The organism is Methylobacterium sp. 174MFSha1.1 (assembly GCF_900116815.1).
GTDB lineage: Bacteria > Pseudomonadota > Alphaproteobacteria > Rhizobiales > Beijerinckiaceae > Methylobacterium.
The window spans coordinates 77,353-97,673 of record NZ_FPCB01000008.1; the positions used below are offsets into that span (position 1 = coordinate 77,353).

Consider the following 20,321-nt stretch of genomic DNA (forward strand, 5'->3'; position numbering starts at 1 on the left):
TGCCCTCGGCTCGGCTCTTGCAGGAGTCGAGGAGCCAACACCCCGGGAGGATCCATGCCGACGCACCACGAGATTCCCGCCACGCCCGACACGATGGTGCTGGGCTACTTCGACGCCGCCCTGCCGCCGGTGCTGACGGTGGAATCCGGCGACACCGTCACGCTGCATTCCCATCCGGCCGGCGGGCGGGCCTCGCTCCATCCCGATCCCGCCCGCCACCCGGCCGATTACCTCGCCGCCCTCGACGCGCTCTCGCCGGGAATCGGCCCGCACTTCGTCACCGGGCCGGTCCATGTCCGCGGCGCGGTGCCGGGCGACGTGCTGCAGGTCGACATCCTCGACCTGAAGTTCCGGATGGATTGGGGGTTCGTGGCGATCCTACCGCTCCTCGGCACGCTCCCGGACGAGTTCGAGGATTACGAGACCATCCACCCGGACATCGATGCGGAGCGCGGCGTCGCGGTGCTGCCCTGGGGCACGGAGCTGCCGCTCGATCCGTTCTTCGGCATCCTCGCCACCTCTCCGCCGCCGGCCTGGGGCAGGGTCACCTCGCCGGTGCCGCGCCGCTTCGGCGGCAACATGGACAACAAGGAGCTGAAGGCCGGCACCACCCTCTACCTGCCGGTCCTCGCCGAGGGTGCCGGGTTCTATGCCGGCGACGGCCATGGGGTGCAGGGCGACGGCGAGGTCTGCATCACCGCGCTCGAGACCGGGCTGACCGGCACGTTCCGGCTGACGTTGCGGAAGGATCTCGCCTTCGACTGGCCCTTCGCCGAGACGCCGACCGACCTGATGTCCATCGGCCTGCACGAGAGCCTGGACGAGGCGATGCGCCAGGCGGTGCGCGAGATGATCCGCCACGTCTGCGCCCGCACGCACCTCACCCGCAACCAGGCCTACATGCTGTGCTCGCTCGCCGGGAACCTGCGCATCACCCAGACGGTGGACGGCAACAAGGGCGTGCACATGCTGCTGCCGAAGAGCGCCTTGCCCGCAAACCCTTCGCCCGCAAGCCCTTCGCCCGAAAACTCCTTGCCGAACGGCGCGAATCCCGGGACGCTGTGAGCGCATGGACCTCCGCTTCGACGAACTCCCGCCCCGCGACCGCTACCGCCTGCTCACCGCCCTGGTGACGCCGCGGCCGATCGCCCTCGTGACCACGCGCTCGGGCGACGGCACCGACAACGCGGCGCCGATCAGCTTCTTCCAGGTGCTCGCCGAGGAGCCGCCGATCGTCGCCTTGAGCTTCAACCTGCGCTCCGACGGCACCCAGAAGGACACCCCCCGCTACATCGCCGAGACGGGCGAGTTCGTGGTCAACCTCGTCGACGAGGCGATGGTGCCGGCGATGAACATCTGCGGCGCCGAGTTCCCGCACGGGGAGAGCGAGATCCCGGCGGCGGGGCTGACGCTTCGGCCCTGCACCGGCGTCGGGCCGGGGCGGATCGCCGAGGCGCCGGCGAGCCTCGGCTGCCGCACCCACACGGTGATCGACCTCTCGCCCGAGCGCCGGATCGTGCTCGGGCAGGTGGTGTCGCTGCACGCCCGCGACGATCTCTTCACCCCGGACGGGCGCCACCTGCGCGATGGTGCCTTCCTGCCGGTCGCCCGGCTCTACGGCGACCTCTACGCCCGCACCGGGGACCGCTTCGCGGTGCCCCGGGTCACGCCGGAGGACGTGAGGGCGTTCCGCCTCAGCCCCTGACCGCGTCCGGCACCCCGAACACCGCCAGCGTGGTCTCCCCGGCCGAGAGCCGCTTCTCCCAGCCGATCTCGGCCTGGGCCCGCTCCTCGGCCCTGGCGATCAGGTCTTCCGCCGCCTCGCGCGGGATCACCACGACGCCGTCGTCGTCGCCGAGGATCAGGTCGCGCGGGCGCACCGGGGCGCCGCCGATCGTGACCGGGGCATCGACCGTGCCGCCGTCCTTCGAGGCCGGGCCGCGCGCCGTGACGTGGCGGGTGAACACCGCGAAGTCGCTCCAGCCGCCGAGGATGCCGGTGTCGCGCACCGCCCCGTCGGCGACGAGCCCGACGATGCCCTTGCGCCGCGCGGCCGTCGAGAGCAGGTCGCCGATCATCGCGACGTCGCCGCGCCCGCCGGCATCGATCACCACCACGTCGCCGGCCTCGGCCACCGCGATCGCGTGGTGGACGGCGCCGTAATCCTTCGGATCGCAGGACGCGGTGACGGCGCTGCCCAGCAGGCTCGGACCGCCGGCGATGCGCCGCAGCGGCCGGATCGCCGGATCGACCTGGGTGCGGCCCTCCAGGAGGTCGACCACCACCGCCACCGGCACGGCGGCGAAGCGCTTGATCAGGTCGGCGGACAGGCGGGGCGGGGTCTCGGCGATGATGCGGGTCGGCATGGCGTCTCCTCTCGCGGCCGTCTTCGCTTTGCGGCCGGTCTCCGATCTCTATAGGCTGACCCGCAACGCGCCGACAGGCGCGAGGACAACATGGCCCCCTCAGGGAGCCGCAAGGGAGGACGACATGGCGGAGGGCGGAAGCGCCCCGGGCTCGCGGCGGCTCGAGGGCAAGGTGGCTCTGCTGTTCGGCGCCGGCTCGGCGGGGCCGGGCTGGGGCAACGGCAAGGCCGCGGCGGTGACCTTCGCGCGCCACGGCGCCCGGGTGGTCTGCGTCGACGTGCGCCGCGAGGCGGCCGAAGAAACCGCCGAGATCATCCGGCGCGAGGACGGCGCCGCCACGGCCGCGTCGTGCGACGCCACGAACTCGGAGGCGGTCGCGGCCCTCGTCGCCGAGGTGATGGCGGCGCAAGGGCGCATCGACGTGCTGCACAACAACGTCGGCTACGCGCAGATGGGCGGCCCGGTCGAATTGAGCGAGGCCGACTGGCACCGCACCCTCGATCTCAACCTGACCACCTGCTTTCTCACCTGCAAGCACGTGCTGCCGCACATGCTGGCGCAGCGCGCGGGCAGCATCGTCAACATCTCGTCGGCGGCGGCGATCCGCTACACCGGCTATCCGTACGCCGCCTACTATGCCGCCAAGGCCGCGGTGAACAACTTCACCTTGGGACTGGCGCTGCAATACGCGAAGGACGGAATCCGGGCGAACGCGATCATGCCCGGGCTGATGAACACGCCGCTGATCCACCAGCAGATCTCCGGCCAGTACCAGGATCCGGAGGCGATGGTGCGCGCCCGCGACGCCGCCTGCCCGATGGGCCGGATGGGCACCGCCTGGGACGTCGCCAACGCGGCGCTCTTCCTGGCCTCCGACGAGGCCGCCTACATCACCGGCGTGGCGCTGCCCGTCGATGGCGGCCTGACCGGGAGAGTCGCGTGACACGTCAGGCCGCCTCGGACCTGCTCTGGCGCCACTGGCGCGAGGGCCGGTTGCTTGATGCGATCCCGCCGGACCTCGCGCCGACCGATCGCGGGGAGGCGTACCGGATCCAGGCGCTCCTGGAGCCGCGCAGCGCTGAACCCCTCTACGGCTGGAAGATCGCCGCGACGAGCCTCGCCGGCCAGCGCCATATCGGCGCCGACGGGCCGCTCGCCGGGCGGCTCCTGGCCGAGCAGGTCCTGAGCGCGGACGCGGTGGTGCCGCTCGCCGGCAACCAGATGCGGGTGGCCGAGCCCGAGGTGGCCTTCCGGATGGGATCCGACCTGCCGCCGCGGCCGGAGCCCTACACCGTCGACGAGGTGATGGCGGCGGTGGCCGGCGCCCATCCGGCGATCGAGTTCCCGGATTCGCGGCTCGCGGCCTTCGAGAGGGCAGGGGAGGCGGCCTTGATCGCCGACAATGCCTGCGCCCACCTCTTCGTCCTCGGCCCACCCGCGCCCGAGGGCTGGCAGACACTCGACCTCGCCGCCATGCCGACGCGGATCGGGGCCGAGGGGCGGGCGCCCCATGAGGGCCGCGGCGGCAACGCCCTCGACGACCCGCGCCTCGCGCTGACCTGGCTCGCCAACGCCTTGTCGGGGCAGGGCATCACCCTGCGGGCTGGGGAGATCGTCACCACCGGCACCACCACGGTGCCGCTGCCGATTGCGCCGGGGGACGTGGTGCGGGCGGAGCTCGGGGGTCTCGGCGAGCTGACGGTGCGTGTCGGGGCGTAGCCGCCGGTGCACGGGGTTGCATGGGGCTGCAACCTTGGATCGATGGCATTCGGTGGTCGACGATGTCGGCGCCGTCCCCGCGCCTTCGTGCTCGCGCCGGACGGGTCCTGGGGCTCCGCCAATTCCGGGACCGATCCGCTCCCGGCGCTCCTCGCCGGGTGCCGCGCCAAGGACCCGGCCTGCCGCCCCTACGCCGTCGACGGCGACGTCGTCTGGACCGCGAATGCGGGCGGGCCCCCGCAATGAGAAAGGGGGATGCGGCGCCGGCCGCATCCCCCTTGCTGCATTCTCGTCCGTGAAGGCCCGGCCTCAGGCCGCCTTCACCCCCTTCAAGAACTCCGCCACCTCGCGCTCCAGTTCCCCGGCATAGCGCCCGAGCCGATCCGCCGCGCCGAGCACCTCGGCTGCGGCAGCGCCCGTGCTGCCGGCCTCGCGCTGCACCGCCACGATGCCGGTCGTCACGGCCTGCGTGCCTTGCGCCGCGTGCTGGACGTTGCGGGCGATCTCCTGGGTCGCCGAGCCCTGCTGGTCGACGGCGCCGGCGACGCCCTCGGCGATCTCCGACATCCGCTCGATCACCCCCGAGATGTCCCGGATCGCCTGCACGACGCCGCCGGTGGTCTCCTGGATGTGGCCGATCTGCTGGGCGATCTCGGCGGTGGCGCGGCTCGTCTGGCTCGCCAGGTCCTTGACCTCGGCGGCGACCACCGCGAAGCCGCGGCCCGCCTCGCCGGCCCGGGCCGCCTCGATCGTGGCGTTGAGCGCGAGCAGGTTGGTCTGGGAGGCGATCGAGGAGATCAGCGCCACGATGTCGCCGATCTGGTCGGCGGACTTCACCAGCCGCTGCACCGTCTCGTCGGTGCGGCGCGCCTGGTCGACCGCGTCGCGGGCGATGTCCGAGGACTGCGCCACCTGGGCGGCGATGCCGCCGATCGAGACCGAGAGCTCCTCGCTCGCTGCCGCCACCATCTGGACGTTGGCGAGCGTCTGCTCGGCGGCGCCCGCCACCTCGACCGAGCGGCCGTTGGTGGTCTCGGCGGCCTGGGTCATGGCCCGCGCCGTCGTCTCCATGCCGGAGGCGGCCTCGGCCAGGGTCTCGGTCATCGCCACCACGTTGGCCTCGAAGGAGCGGGTCACGGCGTCGAGCCGCTCGGCCCGCTCGGCCTTGGCGGCGGCCTCGGCGGCCGACGTCCGGTCGGCCTCGTCCTTGGCGATGAGCGCCTCGCGGAACACCCGCACGGTGCCGGCCATCGCGCCGATCTCGTCGCGGCGGTCCTGCGCCGGCACCTGGGTGCCGAGGTCGCCGCCGGCCAGCGCCCGCATGGCGCCCGACAGCTGGTCGATCGGCCGGGTGATGCCGCGCCCGATCAGGAGGGCGAGCGCCGCCCCGATGGCGCAGGCGAGGCCGACGCCGCCGGCGAGCAGCCACACGGCCCGCTCGCGCTCGGCGGCGAGCTGGGCGAGCTCGCTCGCGCCGATGCCCTGGGCCGCCGAGACCAGCTCGGCCGCGCGCCGGTCGAGGTCGGCGAAGATTTTTGCCTGCGCCTCGTTGGCCTTGACGATCTCCGGGATGCTGTCCTTGAACGCCCGCACCTTGGCGCCGAGGTCGCGCAGGACCGCCTGGGCGGCGGTGTCGATGTCGCCGTACTGGATCGTCTCGGCCTGGTCGATCAGCGCGGCGGCGGTCTCGTCGAGGGCCTTGGCGGCCTCGGCGTCGCGGGCCAGGATCAGGCGCTGCTCCAGCCGCTCGGCCTCCTTGGCGGCGGTGATCGCCTTGCCGCTGGCGACGAGCAGGCTCGTGCCCGAGGCGACCTTGTCCTGCTGCTGGCGCAGCGTCACCTGGGCGGCGGTCTGGGCGTTGTTCTGCGCCTGCTCGACCTGGCGCAGGCCGACGATCAGCCCGCCGAACAGCGGCGCGAGCTCCTCCGACCGCTCCGCCTTGCCCCCCGGTCCCAGCGGCTCCTCGAGCTTGGCGCGATACTCGTCGAGGGCCTTCACCGCCGGCTCGACGGCCTCGGTCGAGGTCATGGCGCCGAGACGGCGGAGCAGCACCGCGACCGAGTTCACCTTCGACTGGATCTCGAGCTTGCCGTCGTCGCCGTCGCCCGCGAGGTAGCCAACCTGCAGCACCTGCATCTCGAGGGCCGAGCGGATCGCGAAGGCGACCACGACCCCGGTGTTGGTGGCGCTCTTCTGGTCGGCCAGCGCCCGTTCGAGCGCCTTGCCGGCCTCCGCGAGCTGGGCTTCCTGCGCCGCGCCGATGCCGGCGACGTTCGTCTGCAGCTCGGTGATCAGGGCGGCGTGGCGGTCCTGGAGCCCGCTTTTCTCGCTCTTCTGCGCGCCGAAGGCCTTCACGGCGGCCTCGAACCCGTCGAGGGCGCTGCCGATCCCGGCGGCGGCCGCCGCCGCCTTCGGGTCGCCCGCGAGGCGGCCCGAGAAGGCGCCGGCGCTCGCCCGCACCCGGCCGATCGCCGCCTTGAGCGCGTCGTCCCGGCGCGCGTCGTCGCTCTTGAGGGCGCGGTCGGTGGCGAGAGCGAGTTCCCCGATCTCGCCGGCCAGCAGCTGTGCCGCGTTCGCCGTGTCGACCCGCCGGGCGAAGCCCGTCAGGCTCTGCCAGCCGATCGCCGCGACCGCGACCGTCAGAAGGAGGATCAGCCCGAACCCCCCGAATACGCGCGCCCTGATGGACATTCTCACATGTCTCCTTGTCAGAGCCACGGTACCGACAGGGTCTGAAGCAATCCCTACTATATCGCAACAACCTAAGGTTGATCTGACGTATTCTGCTGCCGAGGATCCGGCGCCGGGGGCGCCGGATCCTGTCAGGGGATCAGCCGGTCGGCGCGCAGGCGCCCGAACAGGTCGAAGAAGGCGTCGTCGGTGGGCTGGTAGTCGAGGAAGCCGAGGCGGCGGCTCTTGCTCATGTCGGTGACGACCTCGATCGGCCGGCCGAGATCGGCATCGGTGTGCCAGGGCGAGGCGAGGCGGTCGAGGTCCGGCTCGGCGAGGCCATGTTTCCTGGCGATCTCGGCCCAGAGGGGAGCGTCGCCGGCCATCTGCTGCTCCAGCGGCCGCACCGTGCCGTCGAAGGGCGCCGGCTCGATCCCGAACCAGGCGGCGATGCGGCCCCACATCCAGCTCCAGCGGAAGACGTCGCCGTTCACCACGTTGAAATCCTGGTTCTCGGCCTGGGGGGCGGTCGAGGCCCAGAGCAATTGGCGAGCGAGGAGCCGCGCATCGGTCATGTCGGTGAGCCCGTTCCATTGCATGGGCGAACCGGGAAAGCGGAACGGCCGGCCGGTCTCGCGGCAGAGCGTGGCGTAGACCGCGAGCGTAGTGCCCATGTTCATCGCGTTGCCGACCGCCTTGCCGATGATCGTGTGCGGGCGGTGCACGCTCCACGCGAAGCCGTCGCGCTTGGCCGCGGCGAAGACCTCGTCTTCCTGCGCGTAGTAGAAATTCTCGACCGGCAGCCGGCCCTGCTCCTCGCGGAACGGGGTCTGGGGCACCGCGCCCTTCCCATAGGCCTCGAACGGGCCGAGATAGTGCTTCAGCCCCGTCACCAGGGCGACGTGGCGCACGCTGCCGGCCGGTTGCAGGGCGTCGAGGAGATTCTTCACCATCGCGCCGTTGACCCGGATCATCTCGGCCTCGGTCGGCCGGCGCATCCAGGTCGAGAGCACTACCCGGGTCGGCCGATGCGGCGCGAGGGCCTGTTTCAGGCTGTCGGGATCCTGGAGGTCGGCGGCGACCGGCACCACGCCGTCCTGCGCCGGCGGCTTGCGGGCGAGCCCGAGCACGCGCCAGCCGGCCTCCCCCATCACCGTCGCCGCGGCGCTGCCGACGATCCCGCTTGCGCCGACGATCAGCACGGTCTCCGTCATGTCCGGTTCCTCTGTTCGTTCCTGGTCGGCGGGACAACGCCCGTCGGGCGGGTGGGTCCCGCGGGAAATTCCGCGTTGCGGTCGGCGGCCGTGCCGAACCGTCTCGCCGTCGTCCTTGTAGGGTCCGCCGAACGCGCCTATCTGGAGACAGCGCCGAGTGTTTCGGCCGGTCGAGAGGCCGTCATGGTCGATGTGGCAACGACAGTGCTGTCGACGGTGAATGCTCCCTACGGAGCCGACCTCTCCGCGCGGCAGCTCGCCGCCAGAATCGTCGATCCGGCCAGCGTCAGCGCCAACGATGCCTCGGTCTTCGCGTTCTTCTCGGAGGTGCGCGAGGATCTGCAGAGGCAGTTCGTCGATGCGATGGGCATCGATCGGGACCAGGTGCAGACGGTGGCCACTCAGTTCGCATCCAAGGCGGGTTACCGGCTGCCTCTCGCCGGTTGAGACCGTGCCCGTCCCGCGACAGAGCCAGTGGGGGCGGCTGCTCGATCTGGCGCTCGGCATCCTCGACCAGGCCATATCCGCAACCTACCCGTTCGATTGGACGTTTGGCGGCGGTACGGCGTTGATGCTGCAGATCGATCATCGTGAGAGTCACGATATCGATCTTTTCTTCGACGACCCGCAGCTGCTGCCGTTTCTGAATCCGGCAACGCTAGACTATCGGTTGAGCAGGCAGCCGGACGGCTATCGGAGCGACGGCTCGCGTGTTGCGAAGCTGATCTTCGACGGCATGGGCGAGATCGATTTTATCTGCTGTGGCTCCGTCACGACCGCGCAGGCTCGTCCGCATGAGATCGCCGGGCGGACCATTCGTCTCGAGACGCCCGGCGAGATCGTCGCAAAGAAGATCCGGTACAGGGGATCTCGGCTCCAGCCCCGCGACATGTTCGATGTGGCGGCCGTCATCGACCGTTGCGGTGAAGGGTACGTCGTCGATGCGATGAGGGCGTGCGGACCGGAGCGTTGCTCCGATGCCCTCTCCGTCGTCGATGCGATGGACCCGACCTTCGCATCCGCCGTGATGGCGCAGCTCATGCTGAGAGAGCAGAGTCGGCATCTGTTGCCCAAGGCCCAGTCAGCGACCCGGGCCGTCCTTCACGCCGCACTCGGCCCTTGAGACCGGCGGCCGTCTCTGATCATCGGCGGCGGGACAAGGGTTGCGCCCTGCCGCCAGGGCATAGCTTCTTCGCCCTAGGCCATGACCGGGTGGAGCCCGGCGCCGAACTCCGCGTTCCTTGACGCGGCAGCGGGGCCTTGAGCGCCCGGGCATGCCGGCGGAGGCGACCCGTGGGCCAGCTCATCGGCACGGAGGACGAAACCTCGTCGAACGCGGCGTCGGCCCAAAGGGCTTCGGCACACGAGCCGAAGCGGCGGCTGAAGCCCGCCCTGCTCCTCGGCGCCCTCGGGGTCGTCTACGGCGATATCGGCACGAGCCCGCTCTACGCCTTCAAGGAGGCGGTGCGGGCGGCCGGGCACGGCCAGGCCGAGCCGGCCGCGGTGATCGGCGCGGTGTCGCTGATCCTGTGGGCGCTCATCATCGTGGTCTCGCTCAAATACGCGGTGCTGATCCTGCGCGCCGACAACCACGGCGAGGGCGGCATCGTGGCGATGCTGGCCCTGCTCGGCGCCCGCCACGCCGAGCCGCGCAGCTGGGGCGGCCTCCTCCTCATCGTCGGCCTCGTCGGCGCCGCGCTCCTCTACGGCGACGGGGCGATCACCCCGGCGATCTCGGTGCTCAGCGCCGTCGAGGGCCTGAAGGTCGAGGCACCCGGCCTCGCCCGCGCGGTGCTGCCGATCACCCTCGTGATCCTGGTCGGGCTGTTCCTGATCCAGAGCAAGGGCGCGGCCTTCATCGGGCGGATCTTCGGGCCGGTGATGCTGGTCTGGTTCTGCGTCCTGGCGCTGCTGGGCCTAGGCGGCATCCTGCAATCGCCGCAGATCCTGGCCGCCCTCAACCCGCTGAAGGCGGTCGACTTCCTCACCCATGCGGGCTTTGGCGTCAGCTTCGCGATGCTCGGCGCCGCCTTCCTGGCGGTGACCGGCGGCGAGGCGATGTATGCCGATCTCGGCCATTTCGGCGCCCGGCCGATCCGGCTCGCCTGGTTCGCCCTGGTGCTGCCGGCCCTCGTCATCAATTATTTCGGGCAGGGCGCGGTGCTGCTCGCCGAGCCCGACGCGATCGAGAACCCGTTCTACCGCCTCAGCCCCGACTGGGCGCATTATCCCCTGATCGGGCTCGCCACGCTCGCCACCGTCATCGCCTCGCAGGCGATCATCTCGGGCGTGTTCTCGCTGACCCAGCAGGCGGTGCAGCTCGGCTTCCTGCCGTATATCCGCATCATCCACACCGCGCGCGACGAGCGCGGCCAGATCTACGTGCCGATCGTCAACTGGCTGCTCGCCGCCGCGACCTTGAGCGCCGTCCTGATCTTCGAGACCTCCGACGCGCTCGCCGGCGCCTACGGCATCGCGGTCTCGCTGCTGATGGCGATCACGACGCTGCTCGCCGGGCTGATCGCCCGGCGCTGGGGCTACAACCTGATCCTCGTCCTCGCGGTCAACGGCCTGTTCCTGGTGATCGACCTCGTGTTCCTGTCGGCCAACAGCGTGAAGGTGTTCGAGGGCGGCTGGTACCCCCTGGTGCTCACCGCCATCGTCGCCACGACGATGCTGACCTGGCTCCAGGGCACCCGGCTGATCGAGGCCTACCGGGTCGGCGCCCGCCAGGACGAGGCCGTGTTCCTGGCGCGCCTGCGGGACGACCCGCCGATCCGCCTGCCCGGCGCGGCGGCGTTCCTGTCGGCGGCCACCAAGGGCATCCCGCTCCACATGACCCGTTTCCTGGAGCGCAGCCACGCCCTGCCGGAGCGCTGCACCATCGTCACCGCCCTCTACGAGGAACTGCCGGTGGTGCCGGCCTCCGAGCGCGCCGAGGTGACGCAAATCGCCCCCGACCTCTACCGGGTGACCCTGCGCTACGGCTTCATGGAGGAGGCCTCGATCCCCGAGGGGCTGGCCTGCGCGGTGGCGCATCGCGGCCTGCCGGCCGACTTCGTCGAGGACGTCACGGTCTTCGTCGGCCACGAGACCGTCATCCCCAAGCGCAACCACCAGGGCATGGCGACGTGGCGCGAGACCCTGTTCGCCTTCATGATGCGCAACGGCGAGCGCACCGGCGCCTTCTTCTGCGTGCCGACCCGGCAGGTGGTGGAGGTGGGGACGGAGATCGAGATCTGAGGGAGGTTCGGCACACGCCGCTTCATTGCGCGCGGCAGAACTGACACACGCCGAGTCACTCCGGGCTCCGCTGCACGGCCCCGGAATGACTCTGTGGATTTTGAGCGGCGTCAGCCCGGTTCCTCCAAGGAAACGTGGTGCGTCTCTCACGCACCCACCGGCCGCTCCCCCAGCTTCGCCCCGAGCCGCAGCAGGTAACCATCCGGATCCTGCACCAGGAACTGGCGCTGGCCGACCTCGATCGCACCGGCGCGGTACCACGCATCCTCGACCGCCATGAAGAGCGGCCACCCGGCCGCCTCCAACCGGTCCAGGATCGGCTCCACCGCCGCGACCTCGATCTGGAGGTTGATGCCCCGTCCCAGCGGCCGCTCCATCGAGCCGGTCAGCCAGTGCCGGGCGGACGGGTTGTACTGGTCCAGCATCACCTGTGCCCCGTCGCGGTCGAGATAGGCGAAGTGGTTTTCCGGCCGGTCATAGGCGATCCGGAAGCCGATCAGATCGACCCAGAATCGCAGGCTGGCCGCAAGGTCGGCGACCACGAGTTCCGGAACCAGCGTCGCGCGCGTCAGCGTGATCGTCATGCTCAGCCCCGCCCGACTTGGTCTCGGGCCACCGGCCGCCGTCCGAGGCTCGCGGCGGGGCGCAGCAGGTAGCCGTCCGGATCCTGCACCAGGAACTGGCGCTGCCCGACCTCGTTGCCGCCGGCCCGGTACCACTTGTCCTCGACCGCCATGTAGAGCGGCCAGCCGGCCCGCTCCAGACGGCTCAGGATCGGCTCCACCGCCGGGACGCCGATCTCGAAGTTGATGCCGCGCCCGAGCGGCGCCTCCAGCGGACCGGTCTCCCATTGCCGCGCGGCGGGGTTGCGCGTCTCCAGCATCACCTGCGCCCCGTCGAGGTCGAGATAGGCGAAGCCGTCCTCGGGCCGGTCGTAGGCGACCCGGAACCCGATCAGGTCGACCCAGAAATGCAGGCTGGCCGCGAGATCGGTGATCAGGAGTTCCGGGGTCAGCCGCGCGAAGGTGAAATCCATGCCTCTCTCTCCCTCCCGGCCCGCGCCCGGCGCCGGTTGACCTCAGGCTGCCGATCCCCGACGGTTCCCGCAACGGCGCCCGCTGAGCGCCGAACGATCGGGCAGGCGGCCTTAAAGGCCGCCCAGGGAGGGGACATGAGCCTGTACCACAAGCTCGCCGCGCGGGCGGAGGCCGGAAATCCGGTACGCATCGGGGTGATCGGGGCCGGCAAGTTCGGCTCGATGTTCCTGTCGCAGGCGCCGCGCACGCCGGGGCTGCACGTCGTCGGCATCGCCGATCTCGCTCCGCAGCGGGCGAAGGCGGCGCTCGCCCGGGTCGGCTGGCCGGCGGAGCGTTACGCGGCGAGGAGCGTCGCCGAGGCGATGCGGGAGGGCACCACCTTCCTCACCGACGACGCCGAAGGGCTGATCGCCGCGGACGGGATCGAGGTGATCGTCGAGGCGACCGGCCATCCCGGCGCCGGCATCCGCCACGCGCTCGCCTGCTGCCGGCACCGCCGCCACATCGTGATGGTCAACGTCGAGGCCGACGCGCTCGCCGGACCCCTGATCGCCCGCCGGGCGGCGGAGGCCGGCATCGTCTATTCCTTCGCCTATGGCGACCAGCCGGCGCTCATCGCCGAGATCGTCGACTGGGCCCGCACGGCGGGCTTCCGGGTGGTCTGCGCCGGCAAGGGCACGAAGTACCTGCCGGTCTACCACGCCTCGACCCCCGATACGGTCTGGGGCCATTACGGCTTCTCGGAGGAGCAGGTCGCCGGCGGCGACTTCAACCCGCAGATGTTCAACTCCTTCCTCGACGGCACCAAGTCGGCGCTGGAGATGGCGGTGGTGGCCAATGCCTGCGACCTGACCCCGCCCCCCGCCGGCCTCGCCTTCCCGGCTTGCGGCGTCGACGACCTGCCGACCCTGCTGCGCCCTCAATCCGTCGGCGGCATCCTGCCGGTCGACGGCACGGTCGAGGTGGTGTCGTCGCTCGAACGCGACGGCCGCCCGGTCTTCCGCGACCTGCGCTGGGGCGTCTACGCCACCTTCGAGGCGCCCTCCGACTACGTCCGCAAGTGTTTTTCGGAGTACGGCCTGAAGACCGACCCGAGCGGGCGCTACAGCGCGATGTACAAGCCCTACCACCTGATCGGGCTCGAACTCGGGCTCTCGGTCGCCAGCATCGCCGTGCGGGGCGAACCCACCGGCACGACACGGGGCTTCTCCGGCGACGTGGTGGCGACGGCCAAGCGCGACCTCAAGGCCGGCGAGCGCCTGGACGGGGAGGGGGGCTACACCGTCTACGGCAAGCTGATGCCGGCTGCCGATTCGCTGAAGGCCGGCGGCCTGCCGATCGGGCTCGCCCACGGCCTCACCCTCACCCGCCCGGTCGCCGCCGGCCATCCCGTGAGTTGGGACGACGTGTCGTTCTCGGCCGACGACCCGGCGATCCGGTTCCGGCGCGAGATGGAGGCGGTGTTTCGGGGCGAGGCGGGGTAATGCGAACGGCCGTTGGTTCCGTTGCCGCATGGTCGCCAAGCCAGAGGTAGCCCAGGTCTGAACTCGGCATCGACAATGCGAGGCCGTTGATATCGGTTCGTCACCGGCTTCGCCGTCCCTCGCGGACGCAACACGAGGCATGGCGAAGGTGCCGTCGGCGGAGAAATCGGTTCGTCTATGGTGCGCCGGACCTCGCGCAGCGGTCCAGGCGGCCTGGTCGGGATTCGCGGTAAGACGAGCGACCTCGAGGCGCAGTTCGAGCGCCGGCGCGGCCCGAAGAAGGTGATCCGTACCGTGGCCGCCGCGATGCTGACGGCGGTCGACCCCATGATCGAGCCCGGCGCGCCTGACGTCGATCCCGGGGCCCGATCACGTCCGCGAGGCTGTGCCGCCCGCCATGCCCGCCGGTCGAAGTCCGGGTCGTGCCTCACCTTTCCACCTCCGCCATCGGGGAGGGGGATCCCGCGCGTCCTCGGTGCCGGAGCGGACAGGACAAGACCGAGGGCGCAGTATCAAGCGGGACCGCCGGGCCCGACGCCCGGCGGTCCCACCCCGCCTCAGCCCGCCTTCGCCGCTCCCGCCGCGACCGCGGTCACCGCCGTCATGTTGACGATGCCGCGCACGGTGGTGGTGTGGGTGAGGATGTGGACCGGGGCGGCGGCGCCGAGCAGGATCGGGCCGACGCTGATGCCCTGACCCGCCACCACCTTGAGCGCGTTCAGCGTGATGTTGGCCGAATCCAGGTTCGGCATCACCAGGAGGTTGGCCTCCGCGGTGAGGCGCGAGTCCGGGAACACCCGCTCCATCAGCGGCCGGCTCAAGGCCGCGTCGGCCTGCATCTCGCCCTCGACCTCGAGGTCCGGCGCCCGCTCGGTGATGAGCGAGAGCGCTTTGCGCATCTTCTCGGCCGAGGGGTTGCGGGCGGTGCCGAAGCTCGAATGCGAGACGAGCGCCACCCGCGGGGTCTGGCCGAAGCGGCGCATCTCGGCCGCGGCCAAGAGCGTCATGTCGGCCAGTTCCTCCGCGCCCGGATCGAGGTGGATGTAGGGGTCGCAGATGAACAGCGTGTGCCGCGGCAGCTGCAGGAGGCTCATCGCGGTGAGCGCCTTCACCCCCGGCGCCATCCCGATCACCTCGCGCACGTGGCGCAGATGGCTGTGATAGGAGCCGGTGCCGCCGCAGAGCAGGCCGTCGACCTGGCCGAGCTTCAGCAGCATCGCGCCGACGAGGGTCGGATTGCGCCGCGCTTCCGCGAGCGCGACCTCGCGCGACAGGCCGTGGCGCCGGCGCTGCGCGTAGTATCCTTCAGCGGCCTGGGCCTGGAAGCCTTCGTCGTCGAGGTCCTGCACGTCGACGTCGCGGCCGACCTCGATGCGCAGGCCGAGCGCCTTCATCTTGTCGGCGATCACCTCGCGGCGGCCGACCAGCACCGGCCGGGCCAGGCCCTCGTCGACCACCACCTGGGCGGCCCGCAGCACCCGGTCGTCCTCGCCCTCGGCATAGGCCACGCGGGCGCGGGCCGCCTCGCTCGCCGCGGCGAAGACCGGCTGCATCACCGTGCCGGAGGTGTAGACGCGGGTCTCCAGCGAGCGGCGATAGGCCTCGACGTCGAGCATCGGCTTCGTCGCGACGCCGCTCTCGGTGGCGGCGAGCGCCACCGCCGGGGCGACCTTGGTGATCAGCCGCGGGTCGAAGGGACGCGGGATCAGGTAGTCGGGGCCGAACGCGATGTCCTGCGTGCCGTAGGCCGCCGTCACCACGTCCGACTGCTCGGCCCGGGCGAGTTCGGCGATGGCGCGCACCGCGGCGAGCTTCATCTCCTCGTTGATCGTGGTGGCGCCGACGTCGAGGGCGCCCCGGAAGATGAACGGGAAGCACAGGACGTTGTTGACCTGGTTCGGATAGTCCGAGCGGCCGGTGGCGATGATCGCGTCGGGGCGGACGGCCTTGGCGGCTTCCGGCCGGATCTCGGGCTCGGGGTTGGCCAGCGCCAGGATCAGGGGCTTGTCGGCCATGCCCTTGACCATCTCGGGCGTCAGCGCGCCGGCGGCCGAGAGGCCGAGGAAGATGTCGGCGCCCGGCACCGCGTCGGCCAGCGTGCGGGCGTCCGTGACCTGGGCGTATTCCGCCTTCTGGGCGTCGAGGTTGTTGCGGCCCTGGTAGATGACGCCGCGGCTGTCGGTGACGAGAACGTTCTTCTTGTCGAGGCCGAGGCTCACCAGCAGGTTGAGGCAGGCGATGGCCGCCGCACCGGCGCCCGAGCAGACGACGCGCACCTCGCCGATCTTCTTGCCGACCACCTCGAGGCCGTTGAGGATCGCGGCGGCGGCGATGATCGCGGTGCCGTGCTGGTCGTCATGGAAGACCGGGATCTTCATCCGCTCGCGCAGGCGGGTCTCGATCACGAAGCATTCCGGCGCCTTGATGTCCTCGAGGTTGATGCCCCCGAAGGTCGGCTCCAGGCTCGCGATGATGTCGACGAGCTTGTCCGGATCGGTCTCGTCGATCTCGATGTCGAACACGTCGATGCCGGCGAACTTGCGGAACAGGCAGCCCTTGCCCTCCATCACCGGCTTGCCGGCGAGCGCGCCGATGTTGCCGAGGCCCAGCACCGCGGTGCCGTTCGAGATCACCGCCACGAGGTTGCCGCGGGAGGTGAGCTCGGCGGCCTGGGCCGGGTCCTTCTCGATGGCGAGGCAGGCGGCGGCGACGCCCGGCGAATAGGCGAGCGCGAGGTCGCGCTGCGTGCTCATGTCCTTGGTCGGCAGCACGGCGATTTTGCCGGGCGTCGGGAAGCGGTGGTAGTCGAGGGCGGCCTTCTCGAGTTGCTCGTCCATGGCGTGGCCTCCTGATGTGTCGTGCGGGATGGCGGGCGCGCGAAACCGTTTCCCGGCCGGCGCCATTCGGGGGCGCCGTTCGGAATGGCAACGCTCAAGGTTGGGGTCGTGATCCCGCTGAAGATGGCGGGAAGCGAGAAACTATAGACCTGTCAAACAGGCTCGAGTGACGCAGACGATATCGAATGAGGCGCAGGCTTCCCCTCCCCCCTCTGCGGGGGAGGGTGCCCGGCAGAGCCGGGCGGGAGAGGGGCAGCGCGACGCTGATTCAGCTCGCTCCTGTCAGAACGGCTCCGCTCTATTCGGAAGCGGCGCCCCCTCTCCCGGCTCGCTCCGCTCGCCACCCTCCCCCGCAGAGGGGGGAGGGGGAATGGTCACTCTCCGTGAGGATATCCGGGAGCGGGACGGCGGCGTGGCCGTCGCCCCACAAGCCCTACCTCAATGCGCCTTCTTCTTCGGCATGTAGAGGTCGGTGATCGTGCCCTCGAAGGCCTCGGCCGCCATGCCGACCGTCTCCGACAGGGTCGGGTGCGGGTGGATGGTGAGGCCGATATCCTCCGCATCCGCCCCCATCTCGATGGCGAGCGCCGCCTCGGCGATCAGGTCGCCGGCCGAGGGGCCGACGATGCCGCAGCCGACGATGCGGTTCGATTCCTCGTCGAACAGCACCTTGGTCAGGCCCTCGTCGCGTCCGAGCGACAGCGAGCGACCGCTCGCCGCCCAGGGGAACACGCCCTTGCCGACCTTGATGCCCTTGGCCTTGGCCTCGGTCTCGGACAGGCCGACCCAGGCCACTTCGGGATCGGTGTAGGCCACCGACGGGATCACCTTGGCGTCGAAGAACGAGTTCTTGCCCGCGGCCGCTTCCGCCGCGACCTTGCCCTCGTGCACCGCCTTGTGGGCGAGCATCGGCTGGCCGACCACGTCGCCGATGGCGAAGATGTGCGGCGCCGTCGTGCGCATCTGCTTGTCGACCGGGATGAAGCCCCGCTCGTCCACCGCGACGCCGGCGGCCTCCGCGCCGATCAGCTTGCCGTTGGGACGGCGGCCGACCGAGACCAGGATCTTGTCGAAGGTGTCGGTCGCCGGCGCCGAGCCGCCCTCGAACGTCACCTTGAGGCCTTCCGGCAGCGCCTCGACGGCGGTGACCTTGGCCTTGAGGTGGATCGCCTCGTACTGCTTCGAGATCCGCTTGAAGAGCGGCGTGACGATGTCCTTGTCGGCGCCCGGGATGATCTGGTCCATCAGCTCGACGATGGTCACCTTGGACCCGAGCGCGTGGTAGACCGTCGCCATCTCGAGGCCGATGATGCCGCCGCCGATCACGAGGAGGCGCTTCGGCACCCCGTCGAGTTCCAGCGCCCCGGTCGAGTCGATCACCCGCGGATCGTCATGCGGGATGAACGGCATCTTGATCGGCTCGGAGCCGGCGGCGATGACCGCGTTGTCGAAGCCGATGATCGTCGTCTTGCCCTCGTGCTCGACCTCGATCTGGTGCGGGCTGACGAAGCGGGCGGTGCCGGTGACGACGGTCACCTTGCGCTGCTTGGCCAGGCCACCGAGGCCGCCGGTCAGGCGCTTGACCACGCCTTCCTTCCAGCTGCGGAGCTGATCGATGTCGATCTGCGGCGCGGCGAAGCTGATGCCGTGCGAAGCCATCGCCTGGCTCTCGTCGATCACCTTGGCGGCGTGGAGCAGGGCCTTCGAGGGGATGCAGCCGACATTGAGGCATACCCCGCCGAGGCTCGGCCAGCGCTCGACCAGGATCACCTTCTTGCCGAGGTCGGCGGCGCGGAACGCCGCCGTGTAGCCGCCGGGACCGGCGCCGAGCACCAGCACCTCGGCCCGCATCTCCTCGCCGGAGACCGGGGCCGCGCCCTTGGGGGCGGGTGCCGCGGACGCACCCTGCCCGCCGGCGGTGGCGGGCGAGCCGTAGCCGGCCTGGCCCGTTCCCGCCGCGAGCGGCGAGCCGCCGGCCGCCGCGGGAGACGGCGCCGCCTTGTCGGCGACCGCGGGCTTCGCTTGCCCGGCCGCGGCCGCACCCTCCAGCACCAGGAGCAGGTCGCCTTCCGTGACCTTGTCGCCGGGCTTGACCTTCACTTCCACGACCTTGCCGGCCACGGAGGAGGGGACGTCCATGGTCGCCTTGTCGGATTCCAGGACGACGATGGTCTCGTCGACGGCGATCGTGTCGCCGGCCTTGACCAGCACCTCGATCACCGGAACGTTCTTGAAGTCGCCGATGTCCGGCAGACGGACTTCGTTGCTCATCGGATCACCTCGTTACTCTGGTCTCGACGTCAGACGACGAGGCGCCGGACGTCCTCGAGGACGTGGGCGAGGTGGCGGGTGAAGCGCGCGGCCAGCGCGCCGTCGATCACGCGGTGGTCGTAGGAGACCGACAGCGGCAGCATCAGCCGCGGCTTGAACTCGGAGCCGTTCCAGACCGGGGCCATCTTGGAGCGCACGACGCCCAGGATCGCGACCTCGGGGGCGTTGACGAGCGGCGTGAAGCCGGTGCCGCCGATGCCGCCGAGCGAGGAGATCGTGAAGGTGGCACCCTGCATGTCGCCGCTGCCGAGCTTGCCGTCACGGGCCTTCTTCGACAGCGAGCCCAGCTCCTGGCTGATCTCGACGATGCCCTTGCGGTCGGCATCCTTGACCACCGGGACGACGAGGCCGTCCGGCGTGTCGACGGCGACGCCGATGTTGTAGAACTTCTTCAGGATCAGCGCGTCCTTCTCGGGGTTCAGCGACGAGTTGAACTCCGGGTGCTGGCGCAGGGCCGAGACCGCGGCCTTGATCAGGAACGACAGCAGGGTGACGCGGTAGCCCTTGTCCTTGCCGGCGGTGTCGAGCTCCTTGCGGTAGGCGTCGGTCTCGGTGATGTCCGACTCGTCCGAGTGGGTGACGAGCGGCACGTTGAGCCAGGCGCGGTGCAGGTGCGGGCCGGAGATCTTCTTGATCCGCGGCAGCGGCCGGATCTCTGTCGGGCCGAACTTCGAGAAGTCGACCGCCGGGATCTCCGGAATGCCCATGCCGCCGGTCGGGGCGGCGGCCGGGGCGGAAGCGGGGGCGGCGGAGCGCACCAGCGAGCCCTTCACGTCCTCCTTGGTGATCCGGCCCTTCTCGCCGGAGCCCTTGAGTGCGGTCAGGTCGACGCCGAGCTCGCGGGCCAGCCGCCGCACGGCGGGGCTCGCATGCACGTTCGAGAAGTCCGGCGCAGACGAGGCCGGGGCGGAGACCGGGGGAGCGGCGGGCTTGGCCGGATCCGGCTCCTGCTGCGGCATCAGGGCGGCGGTGTCGGCCGAGGGGGCCGCGCCGGCATTTGGGGTCGCGGCGGCCGCGGCGGCGGGCGCCTTCTCCTCGCCCTCGCCCTTCAGCAGCAGGACCGCGCTGCCCTCGCTCACCTTGTCGCCGACCTTGACCAGGATCTTCTCGATCACGCCGGCCGACGGGGAGGGCACCTCCATCGTCGCCTTGTCGGATTCGAGCGACACGATCGGGTCCTCGGCCCCGATGGTGTCCCCCTCCTTCACCAGGATCTCGATGATCGGGATGTCCTTGAAATCGCCGATATCGGGGATCTTCACTTCGATCGACACTGCGCGCTCTCCCGAATTCTTTGCTATGCTTGACGCAGGTAATGCGTTGTCCGACGGCGTGGACACCGGTTCGTCGTCAGAAACGCGGCAACATCAAAGGCCTGGAGCAGTGCTCGACGGCGATGCGATCGGGCGCCGCTCCGGCA

General features: G+C 70.8%; 17 protein-coding genes. 9 read left to right on the forward strand and 8 right to left on the reverse strand.

Features of this window, described 5'->3' with window-relative positions; translation table 11 throughout:
- The first annotated feature begins 54 nt into the window (after nucleotides 1-54).
- Nucleotides 55-1,065 (forward strand): acetamidase/formamidase family protein, encoded by a 1,011-nt coding sequence (locus BM430_RS06795; RefSeq protein WP_093566494.1) that lies wholly within the window; start codon nucleotides 55-57, stop codon nucleotides 1,063-1,065.
- Between the two features lie 4 nt (nucleotides 1,066-1,069).
- Nucleotides 1,070-1,705, forward strand: a complete 636-nt coding sequence (locus tag BM430_RS06800; RefSeq protein WP_093566495.1) for a flavin reductase family protein — start codon at nucleotides 1,070-1,072, stop codon at nucleotides 1,703-1,705.
- On the opposite strand, the gene BM430_RS06805 is transcribed toward BM430_RS06800, so the two are convergent.
- On the reverse strand, nucleotides 1,695-2,366 hold the full coding sequence (locus BM430_RS06805) for an RraA family protein (RefSeq protein ID WP_093566496.1): 672 nt from the start codon (nucleotides 2,364-2,366) through the stop codon (nucleotides 1,695-1,697). The genes BM430_RS06800 and BM430_RS06805 overlap by 11 nt on opposite strands.
- Nucleotides 2,367-2,490: 124 nt before the next feature.
- Here BM430_RS06805 and BM430_RS06810 point away from each other — a divergent pair, with 124 nt between their 5' ends.
- From BM430_RS06810 to BM430_RS34585, 3 genes are all read left to right on the forward strand, one after another.
- Complete coding sequence (locus BM430_RS06810; protein ID WP_093566497.1) at nucleotides 2,491-3,309, forward strand: SDR family NAD(P)-dependent oxidoreductase; 819 nt, start codon at nucleotides 2,491-2,493, stop codon at nucleotides 3,307-3,309.
- Nucleotides 3,306-4,085: a 2-keto-4-pentenoate hydratase gene (locus BM430_RS06815; protein WP_093566498.1), complete on the forward strand. Its 780-nt coding sequence runs from the start codon at nucleotides 3,306-3,308 to the stop codon at nucleotides 4,083-4,085. Before BM430_RS06810 ends, BM430_RS06815 begins: the two co-directional genes overlap by 4 nt.
- Before the next feature lie 87 nt (nucleotides 4,086-4,172).
- Nucleotides 4,173-4,331 (forward strand): hypothetical protein, encoded by a 159-nt coding sequence (locus BM430_RS34585; protein ID WP_177302961.1) that lies wholly within the window; start codon nucleotides 4,173-4,175, stop codon nucleotides 4,329-4,331.
- Between the two features lie 63 nt (nucleotides 4,332-4,394).
- Here BM430_RS34585 and BM430_RS06820 read toward each other — a convergent pair whose 3' ends face one another.
- Both BM430_RS06820 and BM430_RS06825 read right to left on the reverse strand, forming a co-directional pair.
- The gene (locus BM430_RS06820; RefSeq protein ID WP_093566499.1) at nucleotides 4,395-6,776 is read right to left on the reverse strand and encodes a methyl-accepting chemotaxis protein; all 2,382 of its coding nucleotides are present in this window, start codon (nucleotides 6,774-6,776) and stop codon (nucleotides 4,395-4,397) included.
- Nucleotides 6,777-6,907: 131 nt separating this feature from the next.
- Nucleotides 6,908-7,969, reverse strand: a complete 1,062-nt coding sequence (locus tag BM430_RS06825) for an SDR family oxidoreductase (RefSeq protein ID WP_093566500.1) — start codon at nucleotides 7,967-7,969, stop codon at nucleotides 6,908-6,910.
- 90 nt (nucleotides 7,970-8,059) lie between these two features.
- Between BM430_RS06825 and BM430_RS06830 the strand changes: the two genes are divergently transcribed.
- The 3 genes from BM430_RS06830 to BM430_RS06840 all read left to right on the forward strand — a co-directional run bounded on the left by BM430_RS06830 (nucleotide 8,060) and on the right by BM430_RS06840 (nucleotide 11,212).
- Complete coding sequence (locus BM430_RS06830; RefSeq protein WP_244539353.1) at nucleotides 8,060-8,416, forward strand: hypothetical protein; 357 nt, start codon at nucleotides 8,060-8,062, stop codon at nucleotides 8,414-8,416.
- 4 nt (nucleotides 8,417-8,420) lie between these two features.
- On the forward strand, nucleotides 8,421-9,092 hold the full coding sequence (locus BM430_RS06835) for a nucleotidyl transferase AbiEii/AbiGii toxin family protein (RefSeq protein WP_244539354.1): 672 nt from the start codon (nucleotides 8,421-8,423) through the stop codon (nucleotides 9,090-9,092).
- Nucleotides 9,093-9,349: 257 nt separating this feature from the next.
- Nucleotides 9,350-11,212 (forward strand): potassium transporter Kup, encoded by a 1,863-nt coding sequence (locus BM430_RS06840; RefSeq protein WP_244539370.1) that lies wholly within the window; start codon nucleotides 9,350-9,352, stop codon nucleotides 11,210-11,212.
- A 146-nt stretch (nucleotides 11,213-11,358) separates the two neighbouring features.
- On the opposite strand, the gene BM430_RS06845 is transcribed toward BM430_RS06840, so the two are convergent.
- Both BM430_RS06845 and BM430_RS06850 read right to left on the reverse strand, forming a co-directional pair.
- Nucleotides 11,359-11,796 carry a bleomycin resistance protein gene (locus BM430_RS06845; protein ID WP_093566503.1) on the reverse strand — a complete coding sequence of 146 codons (438 nt, stop codon included), beginning with the start codon at nucleotides 11,794-11,796 and terminating at the stop codon, nucleotides 11,359-11,361.
- Nucleotides 11,797-11,798: 2 nt separating this feature from the next.
- On the reverse strand, nucleotides 11,799-12,248 hold the full coding sequence (locus tag BM430_RS06850; protein ID WP_093566504.1) for a bleomycin resistance protein: 450 nt from the start codon (nucleotides 12,246-12,248) through the stop codon (nucleotides 11,799-11,801).
- Between the two features lie 135 nt (nucleotides 12,249-12,383).
- On the opposite strand from BM430_RS06850, the gene BM430_RS06855 reads away from it, so the two are divergent.
- The gene (locus tag BM430_RS06855) at nucleotides 12,384-13,733 is read left to right on the forward strand and encodes an NAD(P)H-dependent oxidoreductase (protein ID WP_093566505.1); all 1,350 of its coding nucleotides are present in this window, start codon (nucleotides 12,384-12,386) and stop codon (nucleotides 13,731-13,733) included.
- Nucleotides 13,734-14,290: 557 nt separating this feature from the next.
- Here BM430_RS06855 and BM430_RS06860 read toward each other — a convergent pair.
- The 3 genes from BM430_RS06860 to aceF all read right to left on the reverse strand — a co-directional run bounded on the left by BM430_RS06860 (nucleotide 14,291) and on the right by aceF (nucleotide 20,202).
- Nucleotides 14,291-16,570: an NADP-dependent malic enzyme gene (locus tag BM430_RS06860; protein WP_093566506.1), complete on the reverse strand. Its 2,280-nt coding sequence runs from the start codon at nucleotides 16,568-16,570 to the stop codon at nucleotides 14,291-14,293.
- Between the two features lie 438 nt (nucleotides 16,571-17,008).
- Nucleotides 17,009-18,841: a dihydrolipoyl dehydrogenase gene (gene lpdA, locus BM430_RS06865; protein WP_093566507.1), complete on the reverse strand. Its 1,833-nt coding sequence runs from the start codon at nucleotides 18,839-18,841 to the stop codon at nucleotides 17,009-17,011.
- Nucleotides 18,842-18,870: 29 nt separating this feature from the next.
- The gene (gene aceF / locus BM430_RS06870; RefSeq protein ID WP_093566659.1) at nucleotides 18,871-20,202 is read right to left on the reverse strand and encodes a dihydrolipoyllysine-residue acetyltransferase; all 1,332 of its coding nucleotides are present in this window, start codon (nucleotides 20,200-20,202) and stop codon (nucleotides 18,871-18,873) included.
- Between the last annotated feature and the right edge of the window lie 119 nt (nucleotides 20,203-20,321).

Bases quoted from the DNA above. Each gene is read 5' to 3' on its own strand.
- BM430_RS06795 (WP_093566494.1), top strand. From the start codon at position 55: ATGCCGACGCACCACGAGATTCCCGCCACGCCCGACACGATGGTGCTG.
- BM430_RS06800 (WP_093566495.1), top strand. From the start codon at position 1,070: ATGGACCTCCGCTTCGACGAACTCCCGCCCCGCGACCGCTACCGCCTG.
- BM430_RS06805 (WP_093566496.1), bottom strand. From the start codon at position 2,366: ATGCCGACCCGCATCATCGCCGAGACCCCGCCCCGCCTGTCCGCCGAC.
- BM430_RS06810 (WP_093566497.1), top strand. From the start codon at position 2,491: ATGGCGGAGGGCGGAAGCGCCCCGGGCTCGCGGCGGCTCGAGGGCAAG.
- BM430_RS06820 (WP_093566499.1), bottom strand. From the start codon at position 6,776: ATGTCCATCAGGGCGCGCGTATTCGGGGGGTTCGGGCTGATCCTCCTT.
- BM430_RS06825 (WP_093566500.1), bottom strand. From the start codon at position 7,969: ATGACGGAGACCGTGCTGATCGTCGGCGCAAGCGGGATCGTCGGCAGC.
- BM430_RS06845 (WP_093566503.1), bottom strand. From the start codon at position 11,796: ATGACGATCACGCTGACGCGCGCGACGCTGGTTCCGGAACTCGTGGTC.
- BM430_RS06850 (WP_093566504.1), bottom strand. From the start codon at position 12,248: ATGGATTTCACCTTCGCGCGGCTGACCCCGGAACTCCTGATCACCGAT.
- BM430_RS06855 (WP_093566505.1), top strand. From the start codon at position 12,384: ATGAGCCTGTACCACAAGCTCGCCGCGCGGGCGGAGGCCGGAAATCCG.
- BM430_RS06860 (WP_093566506.1), bottom strand. From the start codon at position 16,570: ATGGACGAGCAACTCGAGAAGGCCGCCCTCGACTACCACCGCTTCCCG.
- lpdA (WP_093566507.1), bottom strand. From the start codon at position 18,841: ATGAGCAACGAAGTCCGTCTGCCGGACATCGGCGACTTCAAGAACGTT.